General features: G+C 59.2%; 18 protein-coding genes and 1 other RNA gene. 6 read left to right on the top strand and 13 right to left on the bottom strand.

Features of this window, described 5'->3' with window-relative positions; genetic code table 11:
* Positions 1 to 14: 14 nt before the first annotated feature.
* The gene (locus tag G8764_RS03315) at positions 15 to 1,817 is read right to left on the bottom strand and encodes an acyl-CoA dehydrogenase C-terminal domain-containing protein (RefSeq protein WP_166161808.1); all 1,803 of its coding nucleotides are present in this window, start codon (positions 1,815 to 1,817) and stop codon (positions 15 to 17) included.
* 120 nt (positions 1,818 to 1,937) lie between these two features.
* On the bottom strand, positions 1,938 to 2,840 hold the full coding sequence (locus G8764_RS03320; RefSeq protein ID WP_166161810.1) for a MaoC family dehydratase: 903 nt from the start codon (positions 2,838 to 2,840) through the stop codon (positions 1,938 to 1,940).
* A 160-nt stretch (positions 2,841 to 3,000) separates the two neighbouring features.
* Between G8764_RS03320 and G8764_RS03325 the strand changes: the two genes are divergently transcribed.
* Positions 3,001 to 4,044, top strand: coding sequence for an AraC family transcriptional regulator (locus G8764_RS03325; RefSeq protein ID WP_166161812.1), 1,044 nt, complete (start codon positions 3,001 to 3,003; stop codon positions 4,042 to 4,044).
* 9 nt (positions 4,045 to 4,053) lie between these two features.
* Here G8764_RS03325 and G8764_RS03330 read toward each other — a convergent pair whose 3' ends face one another.
* The gene (locus tag G8764_RS03330; protein WP_166161814.1) at positions 4,054 to 5,439 is read right to left on the bottom strand and encodes a 3-oxoacyl-ACP reductase; all 1,386 of its coding nucleotides are present in this window, start codon (positions 5,437 to 5,439) and stop codon (positions 4,054 to 4,056) included.
* A gap of 495 nt (positions 5,440 to 5,934) precedes the next feature.
* On the opposite strand from G8764_RS03330, the gene G8764_RS03335 reads away from it, so the two are divergent.
* Entirely contained in the window at positions 5,935 to 7,233 is a 1,299-nt protein-coding gene (locus tag G8764_RS03335) for an acetyl-CoA C-acetyltransferase (RefSeq protein WP_166161816.1), read from the top strand.
* Between the two features lie 444 nt (positions 7,234 to 7,677).
* Here G8764_RS03335 and G8764_RS03340 read toward each other — a convergent pair whose 3' ends face one another.
* From G8764_RS03340 to ffs, 10 genes are all read right to left on the bottom strand, one after another.
* Positions 7,678 to 10,062, bottom strand: coding sequence for a VWA domain-containing protein (locus tag G8764_RS03340; RefSeq protein WP_166161818.1), 2,385 nt, complete (start codon positions 10,060 to 10,062; stop codon positions 7,678 to 7,680).
* 123 nt (positions 10,063 to 10,185) lie between these two features.
* Positions 10,186 to 10,611 carry a hypothetical protein gene (locus G8764_RS03345; RefSeq protein ID WP_166161820.1) on the bottom strand — a complete coding sequence of 142 codons (426 nt, stop codon included), beginning with the start codon at positions 10,609 to 10,611 and terminating at the stop codon, positions 10,186 to 10,188.
* Positions 10,612 to 10,627: 16 nt separating this feature from the next.
* Positions 10,628 to 11,074, bottom strand: a complete 447-nt coding sequence (locus G8764_RS03350) for a YcgN family cysteine cluster protein (protein WP_166161822.1) — start codon at positions 11,072 to 11,074, stop codon at positions 10,628 to 10,630.
* A 119-nt stretch (positions 11,075 to 11,193) separates the two neighbouring features.
* Positions 11,194 to 11,481, bottom strand: coding sequence for a YcgL domain-containing protein (locus G8764_RS03355; protein ID WP_166161824.1), 288 nt, complete (start codon positions 11,479 to 11,481; stop codon positions 11,194 to 11,196).
* 23 nt (positions 11,482 to 11,504) lie between these two features.
* On the bottom strand, positions 11,505 to 12,635 hold the full coding sequence (gene rnd, locus G8764_RS03360; RefSeq protein ID WP_166161826.1) for a ribonuclease D: 1,131 nt from the start codon (positions 12,633 to 12,635) through the stop codon (positions 11,505 to 11,507).
* On the bottom strand, positions 12,635 to 13,228 hold the full coding sequence (gene recR, locus G8764_RS03365; RefSeq protein WP_166161828.1) for a recombination mediator RecR: 594 nt from the start codon (positions 13,226 to 13,228) through the stop codon (positions 12,635 to 12,637). Before recR ends, rnd begins: the two co-directional genes overlap by 1 nt.
* 28 nt (positions 13,229 to 13,256) lie before the next feature.
* Positions 13,257 to 13,577 carry a YbaB/EbfC family nucleoid-associated protein gene (locus G8764_RS03370; protein ID WP_166161830.1) on the bottom strand — a complete coding sequence of 107 codons (321 nt, stop codon included), beginning with the start codon at positions 13,575 to 13,577 and terminating at the stop codon, positions 13,257 to 13,259.
* A 17-nt stretch (positions 13,578 to 13,594) separates the two neighbouring features.
* Positions 13,595 to 15,841, bottom strand: coding sequence for a DNA polymerase III subunit gamma/tau (dnaX, locus tag G8764_RS03375; RefSeq protein WP_166161832.1), 2,247 nt, complete (start codon positions 15,839 to 15,841; stop codon positions 13,595 to 13,597).
* 167 nt (positions 15,842 to 16,008) lie between these two features.
* Complete coding sequence (locus G8764_RS03380; protein WP_166161834.1) at positions 16,009 to 16,920, bottom strand: diguanylate cyclase; 912 nt, start codon at positions 16,918 to 16,920, stop codon at positions 16,009 to 16,011.
* Between the two features lie 182 nt (positions 16,921 to 17,102).
* An RNA gene (gene ffs / locus G8764_RS03385) (signal recognition particle sRNA small type) lies at positions 17,103 to 17,199 on the bottom strand.
* Between the two features lie 252 nt (positions 17,200 to 17,451).
* Between ffs and G8764_RS03390 the strand changes: the two genes are divergently transcribed.
* The 4 genes from G8764_RS03390 (at position 17,452) to G8764_RS03405 (ending at position 21,256) form a co-directional block, all read left to right on the top strand.
* Positions 17,452 to 17,871, top strand: a complete 420-nt coding sequence (locus G8764_RS03390; RefSeq protein ID WP_166161836.1) for a rubrerythrin family protein — start codon at positions 17,452 to 17,454, stop codon at positions 17,869 to 17,871.
* Positions 17,872 to 17,951: 80 nt separating this feature from the next.
* Positions 17,952 to 19,280 (top strand): heterodisulfide reductase-related iron-sulfur binding cluster, encoded by a 1,329-nt coding sequence (locus tag G8764_RS03395; RefSeq protein WP_166161838.1) that lies wholly within the window; start codon positions 17,952 to 17,954, stop codon positions 19,278 to 19,280.
* A gap of 4 nt (positions 19,281 to 19,284) precedes the next feature.
* Positions 19,285 to 19,899 (top strand): DUF3501 family protein, encoded by a 615-nt coding sequence (locus G8764_RS03400; protein ID WP_166161840.1) that lies wholly within the window; start codon positions 19,285 to 19,287, stop codon positions 19,897 to 19,899.
* Positions 19,900 to 20,272: 373 nt separating this feature from the next.
* Positions 20,273 to 21,256 (top strand): zinc-dependent alcohol dehydrogenase family protein, encoded by a 984-nt coding sequence (locus tag G8764_RS03405; RefSeq protein ID WP_166161842.1) that lies wholly within the window; start codon positions 20,273 to 20,275, stop codon positions 21,254 to 21,256.
* Positions 21,257 to 21,321 lie beyond the last annotated feature (65 nt).

Below are 21,321 nucleotides of genomic sequence, written 5' to 3' on the forward strand. Positions count from 1 at the left end.
GTACGGAGTGGTGTTTAGCGGATGGCGAAGCGCTCCAGCGGCATGCCCATGACACTGTCGGCACTGCTGCTCATGCAGCCGGCATGGCCCTTGACCCGCGGCAACAGGCGCGCAAAATAAAATTCAGCGGTTTCCAGCTTGGCCTCGTAGAACGCTTTCTCCTCGGTGCCCGCAGCCAGTTTTTCCGCCGCCACTTCAGCCATCATGGCCCAGTAGTAGGCCATGGATAGGTAGCCGCTGTACATCAGGAAGTCAAAAGAGGCCGCCCCCAGCGAGTCGCGATTTCTGGAGGCCCGCACCGCCATCTTCAGGGTCTGCCAATTCCAGCCCAGAGTGGCGCCGATCAATTTGACGGCATAACCGCGGCACTTGCCAGAGACCAGTTTCCTGAAGCCAAAGCTGTACAGCTTTTTACAAAAGCCGGCGTATAACTTAAAGCCATCCAGCACCATCTTGCGGCCAACCAGGTCCATGGATTGAATCCCGGTGGTGCCCTCGTACATGGTGGCAATGCGCGCATCACGGTAGATTTGCTCCATGCCGTGCTCTTTGATGTAACCGTGACCACCAAACACCTGCATGGCATTGCTGGCCGACTCCAGTCCGGTCTCGGTCAGGAACGCTTTCAGGATCGGGGTCAAAAAGCCCAACTCATCCTCGGCCCGGGCGCGCTCCTCCGGCGTTCGCGCCTGTAACATACAATCGGAGTACTTGGCGGCGTCGTAAACCATGGCGCGGCCACCTTCGGCAAACGCCCTGGCGGTCAGCAGCATACGGCGCACATCGGCGTGATGAATAATCGCGTCAGCCACCTTGTCCGCATCCTTGACCCCGGACAGTGAGCGCATGGAATGGCGCTCCAGGGCGTAGGGCAAGGCATTTTGATAGGCCAACTCCGAGGCCCCCAAACCCTGGATAGCCGTGCCGATACGGGCGGTATTCATAAAGGTGAACATGGCGGCCAGGCCTTCATTTTCCCGCCCCAGCAGCCAGGCGTTGGCGCCGTCAAAATTGATGACGCAGGTGGCATTGCCGTGGATACCCATCTTGTGTTCGATGCTGCCACAGCGCACGCCGTTGCGCTCGGCCAGGGTACCGTCCGGGTTGACGTTGAATTTGGGAACGATAAACAGCGAGATGCCTTTAGTGCCGTCCGGGGCACCGGGAATACGCGCTAGCACGATATGGACAATATTTTCCGTCAAGTCGTGTTCACCGGCGGAGATAAAAATCTTGCTGCCGCTGAGCTTGTAGCTGCCATCGGGCTGCGGTTCCGCCCGGCTTTTCATTTGCCCGAGATCGGAGCCGCAATGAGCCTCAGTGAGACACATGGTGCCGGTCCAGCTACCCTCGCACAGTTTGGTCAGGTACAGCTGTTTTTGCTCCTCGCTGCCGTGGGCCACCAGGGTGTTCATGGCGCCGAGGCTGAGGCCGGGGTACATGCCCCAGGCCCAGTTGGCGGTGCCAACCATTTCCGATTTAATCAGGCCCAGTGACATGGGCAAGCCCTGGCCACCATACTCGGTCGGGTGCGAGAGCCCCTGCCAGCCACCTTCGACCCACATTTGATAGGCTTCCTTAAATCCCTCCGGGGTGGTCACTTCGCCGTCGTGCCACTGGCAGCCCATCTCGTCGCCCACCCGGTTCAGCGGTGCCAACACCTGCTCGGCGAACTTTGCCGCTTCCGCGGTAATGGCTTGCACCATATCCGGGGTCGCTTCGGCCCCGGCGGGAATCGAACGGTAGTGACCGCTGTAGTCCAGTACTTCGTTAGTAACAAAATCGATGTCGCGCACTGGCGCCTGGTAAGTGGTCATGGAATACCTCGTCTAGTACCAATTCAAAAAATGCTCAGGAACAAAAGCATAGCGAAATGAGCAATGGGTTAAATTGGCTGAGGCGAATAAAAGCCATGGCGCTCTGGTCAACAACGGGTGTTAGTCGCTGTTTGTCTCGAGGTATCGGACCCGGCCGACAAGATGCGGCCTGTTATCCTCCGCGCTGCGCAGCTCAAAATCCAACCCCTGATCGACGCGGCTGTAGTGTAATTGCGGCACCGCGGGCAGAAAAACGGGGGTCTTGAATTCCACCTCGCAGCAGTAACTGGCGCCCTCGATATGGGTTTCCAGTGCGGCCAGACAGGCGGCCTTGCTCCACATTCCGTGAATAATCATACCCTTGAAACCCAGCAGTTTGGCACTTGTATCCGCCAGGTGGATGGGATTGAAATCCCCTGACACCCGGGCGTATTGCCGGGCATCGCGACGGCTTATGGCCAGCGGCTGCTGCAGGTCATAGGCAACCGGCTCGCTGTCTGGTGACGCCGACCTGGCTTTGGCTTTCTGGCCGGCACCATTGGCTGGCTTTTTCTGCCGCGACAGATAGCGGCTGGAATCCCGCCACAGCAGATCGCCGCCGGCGAAAGCATCACAGACAAAGCTGAATTCAATGCCCTTTTCGGTCCTCTGATGGTCCGCCACCCGGCAACTCAGCCGCAGGTGCTCGTCGCAGCCTATGGCTCGATACTGGGTGATGCTATTGCCGAGGTGCACGCAGCCCATTGGGGCAACTGGAAACTCCCTGGCCAACATCAATTTCAGCTGCAGGCGAAAGGCCAGAATATGCAAAAATGTCAGCGGCAATCGCTGGCTGGCACCACTAAAGCGACAAACCTCGCGATAGCGCTGCAACTGCTGTTGCGAGCAGAGCAGGTCCTCCAGCAGCAGGGTCGCTTGCGGAAATTCGGGGTCTGGCCCCGGCTTTTTGCGGGTCAGCGCGGCCTGCATTAACATCGGCAGCGCCCCGGGCAGCTGTTTCAGGGTCAACTCACTTGCGGTCATAAGACTCTATCTCCATACTGGGCCTGCAATTCAAGCCTGAACTCCCACGGTAAATGAAACAGGAGTATAAGGACAAACAAGAGTATAAGGACACTAGTGTAGTGCCTGTCAGTTCGGTCAACACCGGCGATCCCTTATAACCTCGCAGACTGTTCGAAACATGCCCAAACCATCTCCCAAACGATCCTCCAGCCTCAGTGACTCCGGCTTCCTGGTACAAATGGTGTACCCGGCCATGCAGAAGATGGGCCTGGACGTTGAGCGGGTGGTCCGGGAATGCCGTATATCGCCCCGCTTGCTTAAAGATCGCACCGCCCGCTTTCCCCACAGTGCCCAGCTGCAATTCTGGCGGCTACTGGAAGATCTCAGTGGCGACCCGCAGATCGGTTTGCACCTTGCCGAAAACCTGCAGGTCTATCGTGGCCAGGTACTGGAGTACCTGTTCCTGAGCAGCGCCAATTTTGGCGAAGGCCTCAGGCGCGCGCAAAACTACCAGCGCCTGATCAGCGACGCAACCCAATTTGAGCTGCAGGAGAGCGAGTCAACCTCGCGACTTGTGTTGCGCTTTGCCGACGACGGTGAGCCCGGGTTTCGCCATCGCAACGAGTGTTATGCCCGCTTTCTGCTGCGCTATTTCCAGGCGGTGACCAACGGTGCCTTTGTCGCCGGGCAAGTTGACTTCAGCCACTCCCTGGCCGGAGACGAAGGGGAATTCCAGCGGGCCTTCGGTTGCCGGGTACGATTTGAGCAGCCGGTCGCCGCACTGCTGTTCGACACTGCCCTGCTGGCGACCCCGTCCAGCCACGCCGAACCCAACCTGCTAAGACTGCACGAGAGCCTGGCCCGCAAGCAACTGGATCGCCTCACCCGCCAGGACCTGATTGGCGAAGTAGAGAAAGTCATTGCCCAATCCCTGGAACTGGGCCAACCAAACCTGGAGGCTGTCGCCGCCCAGCTGGGCATGCACGAGCGGGTGTTGCGCTCCAGGCTGGCAAACGCCGGCACCAATTTTAATCGGGTATTGGCGGACTATCGCTGCAACCTGGCCAAGCGCCTGTTGGCGGCAACCGATGAGAGGATCTCCGATGTGGTTTACCTGACCGGTTTTTCCGAGCCGAGTACGTTTTATCGGGCCTTCAAACGCTGGACCGGCCTCACCCCCATCGAATACCGCCAGGCGAAGCGAGCCAAAGACAGCAACTGATCACAGTGCTCAGGCACCAAACCAGGCCTGCCCGCAGACCCGCAAGATGTTGCCATTGACACCTCTGGAGTTGGGGCTGCCCAAAAACGCAATGGCTTCTGCGACATCCACCGGCTGGCCAGCCTGGGCCAGCGAGTTCAAGCGCCGGCCTAACAGCCGCGGCAGCAGCGGAATCGATGCCGTCATTGCGGTTTCGATAAAGCCCGGCGCCACCGCGTTGACGGTGATGCCCCTGGCGGCCAACTCGCCAGATCTCGCCATCTGCTCGACATAACCAATCACACCGGCTTTGGAAGCGGCGTAATTGGTCTGGCCGCGCTGGCCGGCGATACCGTTCATTGAAGACACCCCGACAATGCTGCCGCCCGCGTTTATAGCGTCGCCCTGCAGTAACTGCGCGTTAATTCGCTGGGCCGCAGCCAGGTTGATATCGAGGGTCATCTGCCAGTGCTGCTCGGGCATATTGGCAATGGTTTTATCCCGGGTGACGCCGGCATTGTGGACCACCAGATCGACCCCACCGAGTTCACGTACTGCGTGCAAAATAGTTTCCGGTGCCTCCGGGCTGGTGATATCGGCCAGCAGCGGCTTGCCCTGCAAACTCTGCATAAGCTGTTGCAGTTCGGCGGCCATGGGCTCCAGGTCCACGCCGATTACAGTCGCCCCGTCCCGGGTCAGGGTTGCGGCAATGGCGGCACCGATTCCGCGCGAGGCACCGGTCACCAGCGCCGTTTTGCCAGCCAGCGGTTTATCCCACTGCGGATTATCCTCTACCGCCGCCGCTTGCACCCGAATCACCTGGCCGCTGATGTAGGCAGATTTCGGCGACAGGAGAAAGCGCAAACTGCTGTCCAGGTTGGCTTCCGCCCCCTCCGCCACACTCAGCAATTGCGCGGTAGAACCTCTGCCACCCACCTCTTTGGCCAGCGAGCGGCTCAAGCCCTCCAGGGCACGCTGCGCCGCAGCCGCCTCCGGGGTGGCACAGTCTTGATGGGGGCGCGCCAGTATGACGATGCGACCACTCGCTTGTAACTTGCGAATATTGCTGTGAAAAAAGCGGTAGGCCTGCACCAGTTCGAGCCCATCGCTGAAGCCGCTGCCGTCGAAGACCAGTGCACTATAGCGCTCGTCTGCGGCACCCGCCGATGACTCGCCGCCCACCTGTGCCGCACACTCTGGGGCCAATACCAGCACCGCCCCCATGTCACCGATTACCCGGATAGTGGCCGCCAGGCATTGTCCATTGTCGCCCGCACCAAACAAAACCGGTGCGCTGGGCACACCGGGCTGATCAGCAGTGTAGCGTTGCAGCTCAGCGGGCACCGTCACCCCGAGGCTGCGCTGCAGTCGTTTGCCCAGCCGGGAATTAATCATTTTTTCCACTCTGTCGCTCATACTGTCTTCTCCACTGACCACCTGGCCGATCTGTCGTTTACCGCTGTGTCAAAAAACTGCGGGAATACTCTTTGCCAAACCATACCGCGCTGCGCTATTTTTCTCACTGACCATGACTTCCCACTAGCGATGATTTCACACCAGCATTCTTTTCACGCTAGCATGATTTCACACTAACACTGATTTCGCGCGCTATATTCATGCGCTGTGAATAGAGTAGTTGTTTAGAAGTCCGACAAATGCAGTCTGGCGGAGCGGCTGGTCAGCTGGCAAACTGTGCTATCGAGTAACCCTGTTGTACCTGTTGTAATAGCTTCACTGTAATAGCTTCACTGTAATAACTTCACTGTAACAGCTTTATTGTAATAGCTTCGGCGCTAAACTGGATTGACAATGCCGCCCCATCCGCACTGTCGATTGAGCCAATGTCCGGCAGCTCAAGCTTGTTACACTGCGCGCCTTGTCGGGCTTTTACCCACTACCTGAGGTCAGAAAATGTTACCAGCGAGCAGACGCGTTGCCATTATTGGCGGCAATCGAATTCCCTTTACCCGCTCCAACACCGCCTATTTTGGGGTCAGTAACCAGCAGATGCTCACCGCCGCCATCGCCGGCCTGGTGCAGCGTTATCAACTGCAGGGCCAGCAACTGGGCGAGGTGGCCGCTGGCGCAGTGATGAAACACAGCCGCGACTTCAATCTCACTCGCGAAGCAGTGCTGGGCACGGAACTGAGTGCCAATACCCCCTGCTATGACATCCAGCAAGCCTGCGGCACCGGGCTGCAGGCGATCAACCTGGTGGCCAACAAGATCGCCCTCGGGCAGATCGATGTGGGTATTGGCGGCGGCGTGGACACCACTTCCGACGCTCCCATCGGGGTCAGCGAAGGCTTGCGCCACATCCTCCTGCAAATGAACAAGGCTCGCTCCCTGGGCGCGCGGCTAAAGCCGCTGCTGCAATTGCGACCGCGCCATATTAGCGTACAGATACCAGCCAATGCCGAGCCCCGCACCGGCCTGTCCATGGGCGAGCACACGGAAATCACCGCCAAGGCCTGGCAGATTCCGCGGGGCGAGCAGGATGAGCTGGCCTACAACAGCCACCGGAATCTCGCTGCCGCCTACGACCGAGGTTTCTTCGATGATTTGGTAACGCCGTTCAAGGGGGTTAGCAAGGACAATATTCTGCGCCCTGAAACCAGCCTCGAAAAGCTGGCGCAACTGCCAGCGGTCTTTGACCGGCACAGCGGCCAGGGCACCTTGACCGCTGGCAATTCGTCAACCCTCACCGACGGCGCCTCGGCGGTGTTGCTCGCCAGTGAAGAATGGGCCGAGCAACAGGGTCTGCCGGTGCTGGCCTACCTGACCATTGTGGAAACGGCCGCGATTGACTTTTTCGGTAAAGATGGCGCCCAGGACAAAGAGGGGTTGCTGCTGGCGCCGGCCTACGCGGTACCGAGGATGTTGCAGAAGGCGGGCTTGAAGCTGCAGGACTTCGATTATTACGAAATTCACGAGGCCTTCGCCGCCCAGGTATTGGCAACCCTGAAAGCCTGGCAGGATGAATCCTTCTGCAGGGACAAGCTCGGCCTGGACGGACCGCTGGGGGCGATTGAGCGCAGCAAGCTCAACGTCAACGGCAGCTCGCTGGCCGCCGGACACCCCTTCGCCGCCACCGGCGGTCGCATCGTTGCCACCCTGGCGAAAATGCTGGCGGAAAAAGGCAGTGGTCGCGGCCTGATATCCATTTGTGCCGCCGGTGGGCAGGGCGTGACAGCCATCCTTGAACGCTAGTGCCGTAACACTCTGCCAGCCCAGAGCCAAAAGCCGCCACGAACGCGACGGGCCGAAATCATCCTAATTACGCCTATGAATAAGCCAGCTATCGGCGATAGTAAACATATACCCTGTAGCTCTTGGGACATCAGCTTTGCTCCCGGCCTGGCTCCAGGGACTTGCTTTCAAGACTCGCCGAGTTTCCATCCATGGAGGCTCCACGACAGCATCCCTGCTGTCGAGGGTCTTGAAAGCAAGCCCCTGGAGCCAGACCTAACATAGTGCCGGCTGCACGAAAGCTTAGCTTAGGTGGTAATTAGGAACATCATTGATTGCTGCGCTTGCCATTTGGGTTGGCGAGCTTTAGCCAGGATTGCGACATGGCTTTAGCCGCCGGCTGGTAGCCCTGGTACCGTTACAAGGTGACTGAACCCGGCGGCAAGCGGGATCGGCTGTAACGCCTCAGGGTTTGCCGGCAGCAACCTTCTCTTTCGACTCACCCGGCTCATCAAGATCATCCGGGTCATCCAGGGATTCCGGACCGAAATCATCCAGGGAGAACTCTTCCAGTCCCTGCTCCGGCGCCAGCTCATCCAGCAGGGCTTCATCTTCCGGTGGCTCTTCGAGGCCGGCCAACAGCTGGTCAAACTCATCGTCATCCTTACCCGCTTGCTGACTGTCTTCTTGTGTCTCATCCATACTCTCATCAAGAGAGATGGGAATCTCCAGGTTTTCGATATCCGCCGAGGATAAATCCAACCCTTCTGTCATAGCGGGCGCCGCAGCCTTCTTTTCTGGCTCTTTGGTTTCAGAGGGCTCAATGGGCTCAATGGGCTCAATGGGTTCAATCGGTTCGATCGGTTCGATCGGCTCAACAGGCTCATCAACAGGTTCTACCGGAGCGACCAGTTCCTCTGCAGCCACGGTCGCCATTTGCGGTTCCGGCTCGGGTTCCGGCTCTGGTTCAGGCTCTTCAGCTGCAGCCGCGACCGGAGGATCTTCCTCCTCTTCAATGTCCGCCGCCATCGCCTGTTCCAGCTCGTCGATACTGTCGCCCTTACCCGAGCCTGCCACCATTCGATAAGCGACAAATGCCAATATAACCAGCACTACATTGCCAACACCGAGCCCCAGATACAACAGCAGCGACGAATCATCGCTCGCCGGCTCGGCGACTGGTTCAGCTGCCGGTTCAGCGACGGCTTCAGGTGCTGCGGCAGTAACCGGCTCAACCTCGGCTACCGGTTCAGGTTCAGGCGCCGGCGGCTCGGCGGCCAGCAAATCTGCAAAGGGATCGCCGACTGCCGGGTAGCGAAACGCCTGCACCTCCGGGTCAAACTGGATATCATTACCCTCTTTATCCTGGCCACTGATACGGACTTTGACACTGTATACGCCCTCTTCCTCGGGCTCTATAAGCAATTGCCACTCATCCGTGGGGGTCAGCAGCAGGGGCTTGAGGCTGGTGCGACCATTCGGCGCCTTGATTCGCGCCACCAGTTGTAACTTGCCGGGATCGATGCGGTCGCTGTGCGCGCGCACGTTGAGCAGGTATTGGGCGCTCTCTCCTTCGCCCTGGGCCTGCAGCTCTACCGCAAACGCCTTGCGCACCACCAGGTGGTGCTCAAATTGCCGCTGAAAGCTTTTGCCATCCACTTGCACGGACACTTGATAGCGACCTTCGCTGCCGAACATTTCCAAATCCGCTGTGTAAACACCATCAGCGGGGGGCTTGCCCTTGCTCAGCGACTGGGTCCAGTTATTGCTGGAGTCGGGGTGCTCAATAAAGCTGTCCACATCCAGCAATGACAGGAACTGCGGGTCGGTAATGGTGCCGTTTTCGTCTCGCAACAGCAGCGACAGCTCCCGTGTCTCCCCTAAAAACAGGTTACTGGGCAACGGCTTTACCCGCATACTGAGATTACTGACGATAGTGACCCGGCTGTCCGGCGCCACATCCGCCACCACCCGCCACTCACCGGTCTGTGGCCGCTGTAAGGTGACGAGATCGTAGGCGTCGGTGCGGTACCAGTTGAGGTCGGGATCGATTGTAGCCTGGCTGTACTCAACCCCATCCGGACTGATCAGGCGGGTCGGCTCGTCATTGCTGGCGCGAAAAATCAGGGCGGTAAATTCTTCGATGCTGTCGTCCACCGGGAATCTGTTGCCCGCCAGCGGTACCTGCTCCGCCGGTGCGGCCTGGTCAAACACCCGCAAAAACAATTTCATCAAGTGGTCGGCGCTGGCGGCTACTTCGGCGCTGCCACCGGTGCTAAGGGCCAGCTTTTCCAGCAGCGCGGTATCGGCATTGTCGGACAACGCGATGGTGTGAATGGTATAGCCCGCCCGCTTCAACTTCGGCAACACCTCATCCGCAATGCGTCGCCACTCGGCCTGGTTTTTGCCGGCGTCCTTGGCAATATCCACCATGCCGTCGGTAAGCAGGATAATACTGGTTTTATAATCCGGTTTGAGTCGCTCGGCATCGTAGGCCGCCTTTTCCAGGGCCGTGCCAATATTGGTGTACAACCCCAGGGAGTTGATCTGGGCAGCCCTGGCGCTGGCATCCTGGCGCCACTGCCCATCGACGTCGCGATGGGGCACCAGCATGTTGACGTACTGGCCAAAGGTCCAAACCCCGGCCTTGCTGCCGTCGGGCAATAGTTGCACCAGCAGTTCAACCGCGGGCCGGCGCAGGTTGCCGGGATCGTTGAGCTTCATGCTGCCCGAGACATCGATGATCATGCGTACATCGGCAGGCAGCGGATCGGTGGATTGTTGGGCGCTGCCAGTGCATGCCCAGGCCAGCCCCAGGCACAGGCTGAGGAAATACTTGCTAAACTTCATAGATGAGCCAAAGCGGATGTTATAAGCACTAGTGTAGTGCCTCGTATCTGGCCCTTTAGCGACTTGCTGAATGTACACGATATACGAGGCACTACACTAGTTATAGCAGCTGTCTGCAGGTTATCAATTATTCCGTGCTCGAGAGGCGGTCACCAGTTCATCGTGATCCTCGCGCATTTGCTCTTGCCCGGCCTGTTTTTTACGCCCCCGCCACACGCTCCACTCCGCCAACCCGAACACCAGCATCACCGTCAGGGTGGTGCCGATAAGGGTCGGCCCAACCCGAAAAAAAGCCTCTCCGCCTTCAAAAACGGTCTCCATCGCCAGCATCAACAAGGCGGGCGCCAGCTGCGGGTAACCCTCACCAATGCTAAACGGGCATACCAGCAGGACCAGCATCATGACCAGGCACTGGTGGCGCAGGAACGGCCGTGAAATCCAGCGGGTGATGCGCCACCCTACCAGCATTAGCCCCGCGGCACCGAGCAAATAGTAGATCCAGGCGAGAGTCAGGTTGTCTTCGATCATAGTACCTTCCAGAACGTTCATTTATCGGCGCCAGCCGCTATTCCACCCAGTGGACGATATACTCTTCCAGGTCGTCCACCGCCACCTCGCTTTCAGCATAAACCCTGCCCATCACCGAGATACCAGCCTCGTGCACCGACTGGCGGCTGCCCGAAATCAGCGGGTGCCATGGGGGCAGCGGCTTTTGTTCGTAAACCAGGCGATAGGCACAGGTGCTCGGCAGCCAGTGCAGCGCCGCCAGGTCCAGCGGCCGCAGGTCAATACAATCGGGCACCAATTGCAGGCGCCGGGAGTAATTGCGGCAGCCACCCCGTTCGGTATCCAGCTGGGCACAGGCGACACAGGTATAAAACACTTCGCCGCTGTCCTCGTCCTCCAGTTTGTGCAGGCAACACTTGCCGCAACCGTCACAGAGGGACTCCCACTCCGCGTCGGTCATTGCGGTAAGACTTTTCTGCTCCCAGAAACGGGGGGACGAGCTCATAATCGCTGCTGCCTATGTAACAATGGGAAAGGTCACAATTGGAATGCTCACAAAGGGAAGGTCACAACGGGAAAGGTCGCAACCGCAAAGGTCACACACGGCAAGATCGCAACCGGGCGTCATATATTAAATTTCGAATTGCGCAAATGAATGTCCAGCATGGCCGTATCTTTCGGTGGCGGCAACTGCAGGTAGAAACCCTTTTCCTGCAGCTGGTCGATGACCTTGGCGGCCTCCACGCGGGCCAGCTTTTTCCCCGGCTGCAGCAGCATCGTCATCACATGGCGGGGCTTGCCAAATTTTTCCTGCAGCTGCTCCGGCACGCGCGACAACCCCTCTTCCTTCTTCACATACAGATACATGTCGCTGTCACGGGTACTGCAGTAAATATCACAAATTATTTTCATAGTTTAACCGTTCATATTATTAACTAAGCATTTAACATGGCCAGCAACTCATCACCCACAACCTGTTGGCGCCAACCAGTGAGGCTGCCATTGAACTGGTAATTGGCACCATTGGTCGCGGAGCGAACCAGCTCTTCGAGGTCTTTCTTGCGCACCAGTATCTCTGGCGCCACCTGCAAGCTCTCCGCTATTTCGCGCACACGCCCCCGCAACTGTTTAAACACCTGGCCTTCGGCCGGCGTTAACGGTGGCGGCAATAACGCTGGGCACTGCTCCTCGGGAAGCTCTGATGCCTGCGAGATCATCTCCAGCAACTCCTCGACCTGGGCCCGAATCACCCGCGGCGGAATGCCCTCGATGGCTTTTAACTGCGACTCCCGCGTGGGCAGCCTGGCGGCCATATCCCAGAGCGCACGCTCCTTGACCAGTCGATTTCTCGGCACATTCCGCGCCCGCGCCTGCAGCTCCCGCCAGGCCACCAGGGTTTTCAGTACCGCCAGCTGTTGGCGGTTTAATTTCCAGGCCAGCTTCACCTTCAAATACAGCTGCTCGGGATCGGTGCCCTGTTCCGCCTGCTCCACAACAGCGGCACAATCTTCCTGCACCCAGTGCAGCCGCTGCGCCGCCTTGAGCTGCTTTAAAATCAGTGCGTACACCACCAGCAAATAGGCTACATCGAGGGCGGCGTAGTGCAATTGCGGCTGGCTCAGGGGCCGCTGCAGCCAGTCCGAGCGGGTTTCGCTCTTGGGTATAGCTACCCCCAACAACCGCTCCACCAGCGGCGCGTAGCCCAGTGAAAACCCCTGCCCCACCATTGCCGCGGCGAGCTGGGTATCAAATAGCGGCTTTGGCACCACCTGCAGAAAGGTCTGGAAAACCTCCAGGTCTTCCGAGCAGGAGTGCATCACCTTGGTGACCCGAGGGTTGAGCATCAGTGCCCGGAAGGCGCTGAAATCATCGATGGCCAACGGGTCCAGCAGGTAACAGCCCTGGCCATCCCCCACCTGGAACAGGGCCGCTTCCGGGTAAAAGGTGGTGCTGCGCATAAATTCGGTATCGATGGCAATCGCCGCCTGTTGCTGCCAGCGCTCGCACAAGCGATTGAGCTCGGCGGTCTCTTCGACCCAAATAGGCTCCACCGGAATCGCAGCCATTACAGCACCTGCCGCAGAGACAATGCGTGCGCCAGGGTGCCGCTGTCGATATATTCCAACTCCCCACCGAGGGGCACCCCGTGGGCAATGCGGCTCACTTTTACCCCCTGGGCCTTGGCCTGGTCGGCGATATAGTGGGCCGTGGCTTCCCCCTCCACCGTGGGGTTGGTAGCCAGGATCAACTCCTCCACCGCGCCGGTCTGGAGACGGCTCAACAGCACATCCAGGCCGATATCCGCCGGCCCTATGCCGTCGATCGGCGACAGGTGTCCCATCAGCACAAAATATTTACCCTGAAAGGTACCGGAGGACTCGATTGCCAGTACGTCCGCCGGTGTCTCCACCACACACAGAAGCGCATCATCGCGGCGGGGATTGCTGCAGGTACCGCATACCTCCTGCTCGGTGAGGGTGCGACAGCGCTGGCAGTGACCTACACCTTCCACCGCCTTGGCCAGGCTCGCAGCAAGCCGGGCGGCCCCCTCGCGGTCCCGCTCCAGCAGGTGCAGCGCCATTCTCTGGGCCGACTTGGGGCCCACTCCGGGCAGGCAGCGCAGAGCGCTCATCAATTCATCGATCAGGGGGCTGAACATAGGGGATTATTATTTCCGGGCTAAATCATTAGAAGGGCATTTTGAAACCGGGCGGCATCTGCATGCCGGCGGTGAGGTTGCCCATTTTATCGCGGGTATTGGCTTCCACCTTGCGCACCGCATCGTTGACCGCGGCGGCCAGCAAATCCTCCAGCACCTCCTTGTCTTCCTGCAACAGGCTCGGGTCGATATCCACCTTACGCACATCGTGACGGCCGGTCATGGTAACTTTTACCAGGCCGGCACCCGCCTGCCCCTGCACCTCGGCATTGGCCAGCTCTTCCTGCACCTTTTGCATATTGGCCTGCATTTCCTGGGCCTGCTTCATCAAATCTTCCAAACCTTTCATACTTACCTCTCGTGTGTTTAGCGGGCCTTTACCGACTCTTCCAGTAGAGTCGCATCAAATTGCTGCAGCAGTTCTTGCACTATGGGGTCGCCGGTCAGGGCCTCTACAGCGGCCTCGTGACGCTCCTGCTTTTGGCGCACAAAACACGCCGCCGGGGTTTCAGTGGTAACTACCCCAATCTCTATCACCGCTTCTACGGCGACAGCAAAATACTGGCTCAACAGATCCGCCAGACGCTGCTGGTGGCTCTGGTCAAACAGGGTGCTGTTGTTTTCATCCAGCACAAAATGAAAGCTCGTCCCTGCCACCGCGGTTAACTGGCAGTTGGAGACGGTGCTTTGCAGAACACCACCAACTCCCAATTGCTGATACAACTCAGTCCAGCGGGACGGCTCCATGGCTTCGATACTGAGCCGGGCGCTGGTATCCGCCGACGGTTCTGGCTGCCCGCTGGCACTGCCAGTTTGCCCCTCTGTAACGGACTCCTGGCCAGAGGCCGGAGCAGGCTCCGCAGCTGGCGCGGGCTCCGCTTCTGGCACCGGTTTTGTTTCTGACGCGGGCTTTGCGCTCGGTGGGCGCACGTCCCGTCCGGAGCGCAGGCCCAAAGCGGCCATCTGCTGGGGGTCGAGACCGCTACCGCGCCCTCCATTTTGCAGACTCGGATCCACCGGGTCCGCCGCTAGCGGGCCCAGGTCTGGCCGTATTTCGGTGCGCTGTTCTGCACCCGTCTCTGCCGGCACATGTTCCTGCCGACCGCTGCGCTGCTCATGTTGCCGCGCTTGGTCCACTTCTCGCGGGGTTTCAACCTCTTGTTGTGTTTCTACTTCTGGCCGGGCTTCAGCTTCTGGCCGGGCTTCAGCTTCCAACCGGGGCTGGGCCGCCCCCGTTTCGCTGTCAATTGGCGCCATTTTCGGCACTGCGGGAGCCGGCACTGCGGGAGCCTGCAGCGCGGCTGCAACCGGTTCAGACTTTTTTGCCGGGGGCACCTCCGCAGAGGCCGCCGGCGGCGCTGCCTGAGCCCCACCTTCAGCTGCCGGGCCAGCACTGCTGGGGGCACCTGCCGGGGCAGTCACAGTCGCTGCGGCAGCCGTGGCGGTCGGCTGTCCGGCTGCACCCGACTGCTCAACAGCGGGCCCGGAACTGGCTGCCGCCAGCGCTTTGGTCGGCACGCTGTGCACCCCCTGGGGCCGAAAAGCCAGCATTCGCAGCAGCACCATTTCAAACCCCGAACGGGGATCCGGCGACATGGGCAGGTCGCGACGACCGAGTAGCGCGGTCTGGTAAAACAGCTGCACATCCTCGGCCGGCAACTGCTGGGCCAGTTGCAGCACTTGCTGCCGATCACCGCGGCTATTATCCACCGCCTCGGGCAGCGCCTGGGCGATGGCGATGCGGTGCAAGCAGGACAGCAGCTCGGCCAGCGCCGCGCTGTAGTCGGGCGAGTGTTGCGACAACTGCTCCACCGCGTGTAGGATCTGCTGGCCGTCGGCGCTGACCAGCGCCTCCAGCACCTGGTAAACCAGGTTCTGGTCGATGGTGCCGAGCATTGCCCGCACATCGGTATCCGCCACTTTGCCGCCGCCAAAGGCAATGGCCTGGTCGGCCAGGCTCATGGCATCGCGCATACTGCCGTCGGCCGCCCGGCCGAGCTGCCACAGGGCCGCCTCCTCAAAGGGGACCATTTCCTGCTCCAGCACGTACTTCAGGTGACCGACAATACGCTCCGGATCCATGTTCTTGAGGTGAAACTGCAGGCAGCGCGACAATATGGTTACCGGCAGCTTTTGCGGATCGGTGGTCGCCAGCAGGAATTTGACATGCGGCGGCGGCTCTTCCAGCGTTTTCAGCAACGCGTTAAAGCTGTGCGACGAAAGCATGTGCACTTCGTCAATCAGGTACACCTTGTAGCGGCCCCGGGTCGGCGCGTATTGCACGTTTTCCAGCAGTTCGCGGGTGTCTTCCACCTTGGTGCGAGAGGCCGCATCCACTTCGATCAGATCGATAAAGCGACCATCGTTGATTTCGCTACAGGCGCTGCACTGGCCGCAGGGTTCCGAGCTGACCCCGGTTTCACAATTGAGACACTTGGCCAAAATGCGGGCGATAGTGGTCTTGCCCACACCGCGAGTACCGGTAAATAAATAGGCGTGGTGGAGGCGATCGTGATCGAGCGCGTTGACCAGCGCCTTGAGCACATGCTGTTGCCCCACCAGCTCGCGAAAACTGCGTGGGCGCCATTTACGAGCGAGAACCTGATAGCTCATGGGTGTCCTTCTAGTGGTCTGGCCGGGCTGGAGTCGCGCGTCAATCGCGCCGTTGCCAAACAGGGCCAGTACCGTGAAACGGAATCGGGGATTATAGCCACACACAGGGGCGCTGGCGAGTTGACTGTGGCGCAATGCCCTTTATGAGCACCAGCTCAGACGTGGAATCACTGCGACGCGATCACATACCGGCCCCGCCCCGCCTGCTTGGCGGCATAAAGGGCGGCGTCAGCCTGGGCCAACATATCCTGGCCGGTACTGGGGCGATCCATCCGGGTGGTGGCGACCCCGATGCTGACCGTCAATACACCGCCCGGTGCTGCAGGATGGTCAATTTGCCGTTCCGCAACGCACTGCCTCAATTGCTCTGCCATGTGCGCAGCCCCGACGGCGTCGGTTTCCGGCAGCAGGGCGACAAACTCCTCTCCCCCGTAGCGGGCGACCAGATCCAGCGGCCGGTGCATGGTAGATTTAATCAGCCCGGCCACCAGCCGCAGGCAATCGTCCCCGGCCAGGTGGCCAAGGCTGTCGTTATATTGCTTGAAATAGTCGATATCGACGATCAACAAGCTCAGGTTGACGCCGCTTCTCTGCGCCTGGCGCAGGTGCATATCATACTGCTCATCAAAGTAACGGCGGTTAAAGAGGCCGGTAAGGCCGTCCCGATAGGCTATTTGGCGGAGAAAGTCGGTTTGCAACTTGAGCGTGATATGGGCCTTGACCCGGTTCAGCAGCGTGGTTGCATTGACCGGCTTGAGCAAGAAATCCACCGCGCCGACACTCCAGCAGTCGTCCTCGCTGGCCATACTTTCCAGGCTGGTGATAAATATCACCGGGATGTGGCGCAAAATTTCGTCACTCTTCAGGTAGCGGCACACTTCCAGGCCACTCATATCGCCCATCACCACATCCAGCAGAATAAGATCCGGCTGCAGTGAATTGCAGGTCGCTAGCGCTTCCTCGCCGGAGCTGGCGGTATAGGTGCGATAGCGGGTGCCAATAATCGCCTTGATAATCTCGCGATTGGTCTTGATATCATCAACTATAAGAACCTTGGAGTCCTTAATCCGGGCTTCCATACAAACACATCCTGAAAGGTAGCGGCAAACTGATAATTCTATCGTCAATTTTTCATTATAGGCAGAAACAGGATCGATAATAGGCAGCAATTGCTGCAGCAGTGCGCGCCTTGCTGGAAAAGCGCAGCCGTATGCTCTGCCCTGGGCAGCGCGTGCGCCTGAAGATAAAAACTGGAGGCGGCTCACACCAGCCACACCCCGGCACATGAACTCACTGTTACCGTTGCTCCCTTCCGGGCCTGGCGGGGTTCACAGTTCGTCATTGCGAGGGGACCAGCATGAGCCACCATTGCGAAGAGGCGCAGATTATTCAGGTTTTGCTGCCCTTTTGCAACCGCCAATGCGGGCAATTTTTAGCGACGCCTGCATCCGGCGACCCATACCGCAACGATAGCTTCCAATTATCGCCTTGATAGATAAGCTTCATTTTAACTGTGCCCGCTACTTGATTAGGGTAATTATTGGCGTATATTGATCAGCGCTTGAACTTGTTAGCCAATAACTATTAATTTAAATGCAAGGAGTTCGATTATGTCCCTCAAAGGCTCACAAACCGAAGAGAACCTGAAAGCCGCGTTTGCCGGTGAGTCCCAGGCCAACCGCCGCTATTTGTACTTTGCCGCCAAAGCCGATGTCGAAGGCTACAACGATGTTGCCGCCGTATTCCGCTCCACCGCCGAAGGTGAAACTGGTCACGCCCACGGTCACCTGGAATACCTGGAGGAAGTGGGCGACCCAGCTACCGGCCTGCCCATCGGCGGCACCTCCGACAACCTGAAAGCGGCCATCGCCGGAGAAACCCACGAGTACACTGATATGTACCCCGGCATGGCCAAAACCGCTCGCGGCGAAGGCCACGACGAAATCGCCGACTGGTTTGAAACCCTCGCCAAAGCCGAGCGCAGTCACGCCAACCGCTTTCAAAAAGCACTGGACCAGCTCGACGCCTGAGCGACGTTCAGGAACGGCCGGAGGGAGCAGCAGCCCCCCGGCCAACCAAAAGACTCTAATAAGAATACGGAACTCGCTTTATGAGTAATCGGGAAGGAAGTCTTGAGGCCCCCACACGACACGCAATAGACTGGAAAAGTAACGACTTTTATAACCAGGAATCTCTCAACACTGAACTCGAGCGGGTGTTTGACATCTGCCACGGCTGCCGCCGCTGCGTCAGCCTCTGCGACGCATTCCCCACCTTGTTTGACCTGGTGGATGAATCCGACACCATGGAAGTGGATGGCGTTGCCAAGTCCGACTACGGCAAGGTCGTAGAGCAGTGTTACCTGTGTGACATGTGTTACATGTCCAAGTGCCCCTATGTGCCACCGCACCAGTGGAATGTTGATTTTCCACACCTGATGCTGCGGGCCAAAGCACTGAAATTCAAACAGCAGGGCGCGTCGTTTCGCGACCGCACCCTGACCAGCACCGACAAGGTCGCCGCCATGGCCAGCATTCCGCTGGTGGATGTCACCGTCAATGCCCTCAACGCCAATGCCGGCTTTCGCAAGGTATTTGAGAAGACCATGGGCGTGCATCGCGACGCACCGGTACCCAAGTACTACAGCAACACCCTGAGGAAACGGGTAAAGCCGCTGGCCAAACAGCTGCAACCGGCAGCCGTGGGTGAGACCACGGGCAAGCTGGCGCTCTACGCCACTTGCTACGGCAACTACAACACTCCGACCCTGGGGGAAGACTTCTACCACGTGTTCCAGCACAACGGCATTTATATCGATATTGTGCCGAAAGAACAGTGCTGTGGTATGCCCAAGCTGGAGCTGGGCGACCTGGACACGGTGGAACAATTGAAAAACGCCAACATCCCGGTGCTGGCGGCGCTGGTGGACCAGGGTTATGACCTGACCGCCCCCATCCCCTCCTGCGTACTGATGTACAAGCAGGAGTTGCCGCTGCTGTTTCCGGATGACCCGCAGGTTAAAAAAGTGCAGCAGGCCTTCTACGACCCGTTTGAATACCTGTTTCTGCGCCACAAGGGCGGCGCCCTGAACACCGATTTCAAGCAGCCGCTGGGGGATATCAGCTACCACGTAGCCTGCCACCTGCGAGTGCAGAATATCGGCCTCAAAGCCCGCGATATACTCAACCTGATCCCGGATACCCAGGTGCTGCCCATCGAGCGCTGCTCCGGCCACGACGGCACCTACGCGGTCAAGGTCGAGACTCACGCCAAAGCGGTGAAGATTGCCCGCCCGGTGGTGAAAAAGGTCGATCAACAAGCGGCGACCCATTTTGCCAGCGACTGCCCCATGGCAGCCAATCACATCGCCAACCTGTCCACCACCACCGACACCCCTCTCCACCCAATAACACTGTTACGCAAAGCCTATGGAGTGTAAAAGCATGAGTTCTAGCAAATCCAGCCCCAACAAGCTGAACCGCAACGACCTCTGGTCGCTGGAGCAATACGCCGAGAAGCGCAACGAGTTTCGCCAGCAAGTGATGCAACACAAGCGCATACGCCAGGTTGCACTGGGGCCCAACGCCAGACTGCACTTTGAGGATCAAACCACCATTCGCTACCAGGTCCAGGAAATGCTGCGCATCGAACGGATCTTTGAGGCCAACGGCATCCAGGAGGAGCTGGACGCCTACAACCCGCTGATTCCGGATGGCAGCAACTTCAAGGCCACTTTTATGCTGGAGTACGATGACCCGGTTGAGCGCAAGACGATGCTGGCCAAGCTGCGCGGCGTCGAAGACCAGGTGTGGGTCAAGGCGAGCGGCTGTGAACCGGTGTTCGCCATTGCCGACGAAGACATGGAACGGGACAACGAGGAAAAAACCTCCAGCGTGCACTTTCTCCGTTTCGAGCTGCCGGCGGACACCATCCAGGCGCTGCACAACGGTGCCGACCTGACTATTGGAATCGACAATCCGCATCTTGAAGCCAGGTCGGTGACCGTGGCAAAAGCCATCCGGGACTCCCTCTGCGCCGACCTGGATGCGGTGCACTGAGCCAGGCGCCGAAACCCCGACCAGCCCGTACTCAAGCACTGAGCGCCGCCTGCAAACAGGCGGCGCTCACTATCCTCCCGCCGGCGACGGCTGACTTCCGAAGGCACTGTCCAACCCCTCGGTGAACGACTCACCATGACCCAGCTCCCCACTCCCTCAACTTTTTCGACTGCATCGGCGTCATCCATGACAAACCGGCACGGCGTCTACGGCACAGAGTCGGCAATCAGACAACTTTCGCAACCTTGCTTGATCTGGATCATACGGCCAGCACCAGCTGCCACTCTCGCCCGCTGTATTTAGCGACAAAGCGGTTTACACTGACCCTTCAGCGACTTGCTGTATAAACACATTAGACGAGGCACTACACCAAATGCGTGCCATGATCCTGCAACAGCAGCGGCAACCACTGCAACTGGCGGATGTACCGCTGCCCGAACCCGCGGCCCACGAAATCCAGATCCGGGTAACTGCTTGCGGTATTTGTCGCACCGATTTACATGTAGTCGACGGCGATCTTACCGAACCCAAATTGCCACTGATTCCCGGCCACCAGATTATTGGTCACATCACCCGGCTCGGCGCCGAAGTCAGCGGCTTTGAACTCGGCGAGCGAGTTGGCGTGCCCTGGCTGGGCGGCAGTTGCGGTCACTGCTGGTACTGCCAGCAGCAACGGGAAAACCTGTGCGATGCCGCCCGCTACACCGGTTACCAGATCAACGGCGGCTTTGCCGAGTTCACTGTCGCCGATGCCAACTACTGCTTTGCCATCCCCGACGACTACGACGACCTGCAAGCCGCCCCCCTGCTCTGCGCCGGCCTGATTGGCTATCGCGCCTACAAGCTGGTGGCCAATTGCCAACGCATCGGCCTCTACGGTTTCGGCGCCGCCGCCCACCTGCTCATCCAGGTTGCGCGCCACCACAACCAACTGGTCTACGCCTTTACCCGCAGCGGTGACCGGGAGGCGCAGGATTTTGCCCGCTCGCTGGGTGCCATATGGGCCGGCGACTCCAACCAGCGCGCCCCTGCCGAGCTGGACGGCGCCATTATCTTTGCGCCCGCCGGCGAACTGGTGCCAGAAGCCCTGCGCGCCGTGCGCAAGGGCGGGCGAGTGGTCTGCGCCGGGATTCACATGTCCGATATTCCCGGCTTTCCCTACGAGATTCTCTGGGGCGAGCGGGAAATCTGTTCGGTCGCCAATCTCACCCGCCGCGACGGCGAAGAGTTTCTGCCCCTGGCCGCCAGCATCCCGATAGAAACCAGCACCGTGCACTACCCCCTCGAACAAGCCAACCAGGCGCTGGATGACCTGCGTATGGGCCGTTTTACCGGCGCCGCCGTACTGGTTATCTAAGAGCTCTGGCACTCTTGACGCTAACCTCTTACTATCGAACTCTGCAACACAGCCCCCAAAAGAGA

This window comes from Pseudomaricurvus alcaniphilus (assembly GCF_011440395.1).
GTDB classification, from domain to species: domain Bacteria; phylum Pseudomonadota; class Gammaproteobacteria; order Pseudomonadales; family Cellvibrionaceae; genus Pseudomaricurvus; species Pseudomaricurvus alcaniphilus.

Coding starts and splice junctions, on each gene's coding strand:
- dnaX (WP_166161832.1), bottom strand. CDS start 15,841: ATGAGCTATCAGGTTCTCGCTCGTAAATGGCGCCCACGCAGTTTTCGC.
- G8764_RS03405 (WP_166161842.1), top strand. CDS start 20,273: ATGCGTGCCATGATCCTGCAACAGCAGCGGCAACCACTGCAACTGGCG.
- G8764_RS03370 (WP_166161830.1), bottom strand. CDS start 13,577: ATGAAAGGTTTGGAAGATTTGATGAAGCAGGCCCAGGAAATGCAGGCC.
- rnd (WP_166161826.1), bottom strand. CDS start 12,635: ATGGCTGCGATTCCGGTGGAGCCTATTTGGGTCGAAGAGACCGCCGAG.
- G8764_RS03345 (WP_166161820.1), bottom strand. CDS start 10,611: ATGAACGTTCTGGAAGGTACTATGATCGAAGACAACCTGACTCTCGCC.
- G8764_RS03395 (WP_166161838.1), top strand. CDS start 17,952: ATGAGTAATCGGGAAGGAAGTCTTGAGGCCCCCACACGACACGCAATA.
- G8764_RS03335 (WP_166161816.1), top strand. CDS start 5,935: ATGTTACCAGCGAGCAGACGCGTTGCCATTATTGGCGGCAATCGAATT.
- G8764_RS03340 (WP_166161818.1), bottom strand. CDS start 10,062: ATGAAGTTTAGCAAGTATTTCCTCAGCCTGTGCCTGGGGCTGGCCTGG.
- G8764_RS03325 (WP_166161812.1), top strand. CDS start 3,001: ATGCCCAAACCATCTCCCAAACGATCCTCCAGCCTCAGTGACTCCGGC.
- G8764_RS03390 (WP_166161836.1), top strand. CDS start 17,452: ATGTCCCTCAAAGGCTCACAAACCGAAGAGAACCTGAAAGCCGCGTTT.
- G8764_RS03380 (WP_166161834.1), bottom strand. CDS start 16,920: ATGGAAGCCCGGATTAAGGACTCCAAGGTTCTTATAGTTGATGATATC.
- recR (WP_166161828.1), bottom strand. CDS start 13,228: ATGTTCAGCCCCCTGATCGATGAATTGATGAGCGCTCTGCGCTGCCTG.
- G8764_RS03350 (WP_166161822.1), bottom strand. CDS start 11,074: ATGAGCTCGTCCCCCCGTTTCTGGGAGCAGAAAAGTCTTACCGCAATG.
- G8764_RS03320 (WP_166161810.1), bottom strand. CDS start 2,840: ATGACCGCAAGTGAGTTGACCCTGAAACAGCTGCCCGGGGCGCTGCCG.
- G8764_RS03355 (WP_166161824.1), bottom strand. CDS start 11,481: ATGAAAATAATTTGTGATATTTACTGCAGTACCCGTGACAGCGACATG.
- G8764_RS03330 (WP_166161814.1), bottom strand. CDS start 5,439: ATGAGCGACAGAGTGGAAAAAATGATTAATTCCCGGCTGGGCAAACGA.
- G8764_RS03315 (WP_166161808.1), bottom strand. CDS start 1,817: ATGACCACTTACCAGGCGCCAGTGCGCGACATCGATTTTGTTACTAAC.
- G8764_RS03400 (WP_166161840.1), top strand. CDS start 19,285: ATGAGTTCTAGCAAATCCAGCCCCAACAAGCTGAACCGCAACGACCTC.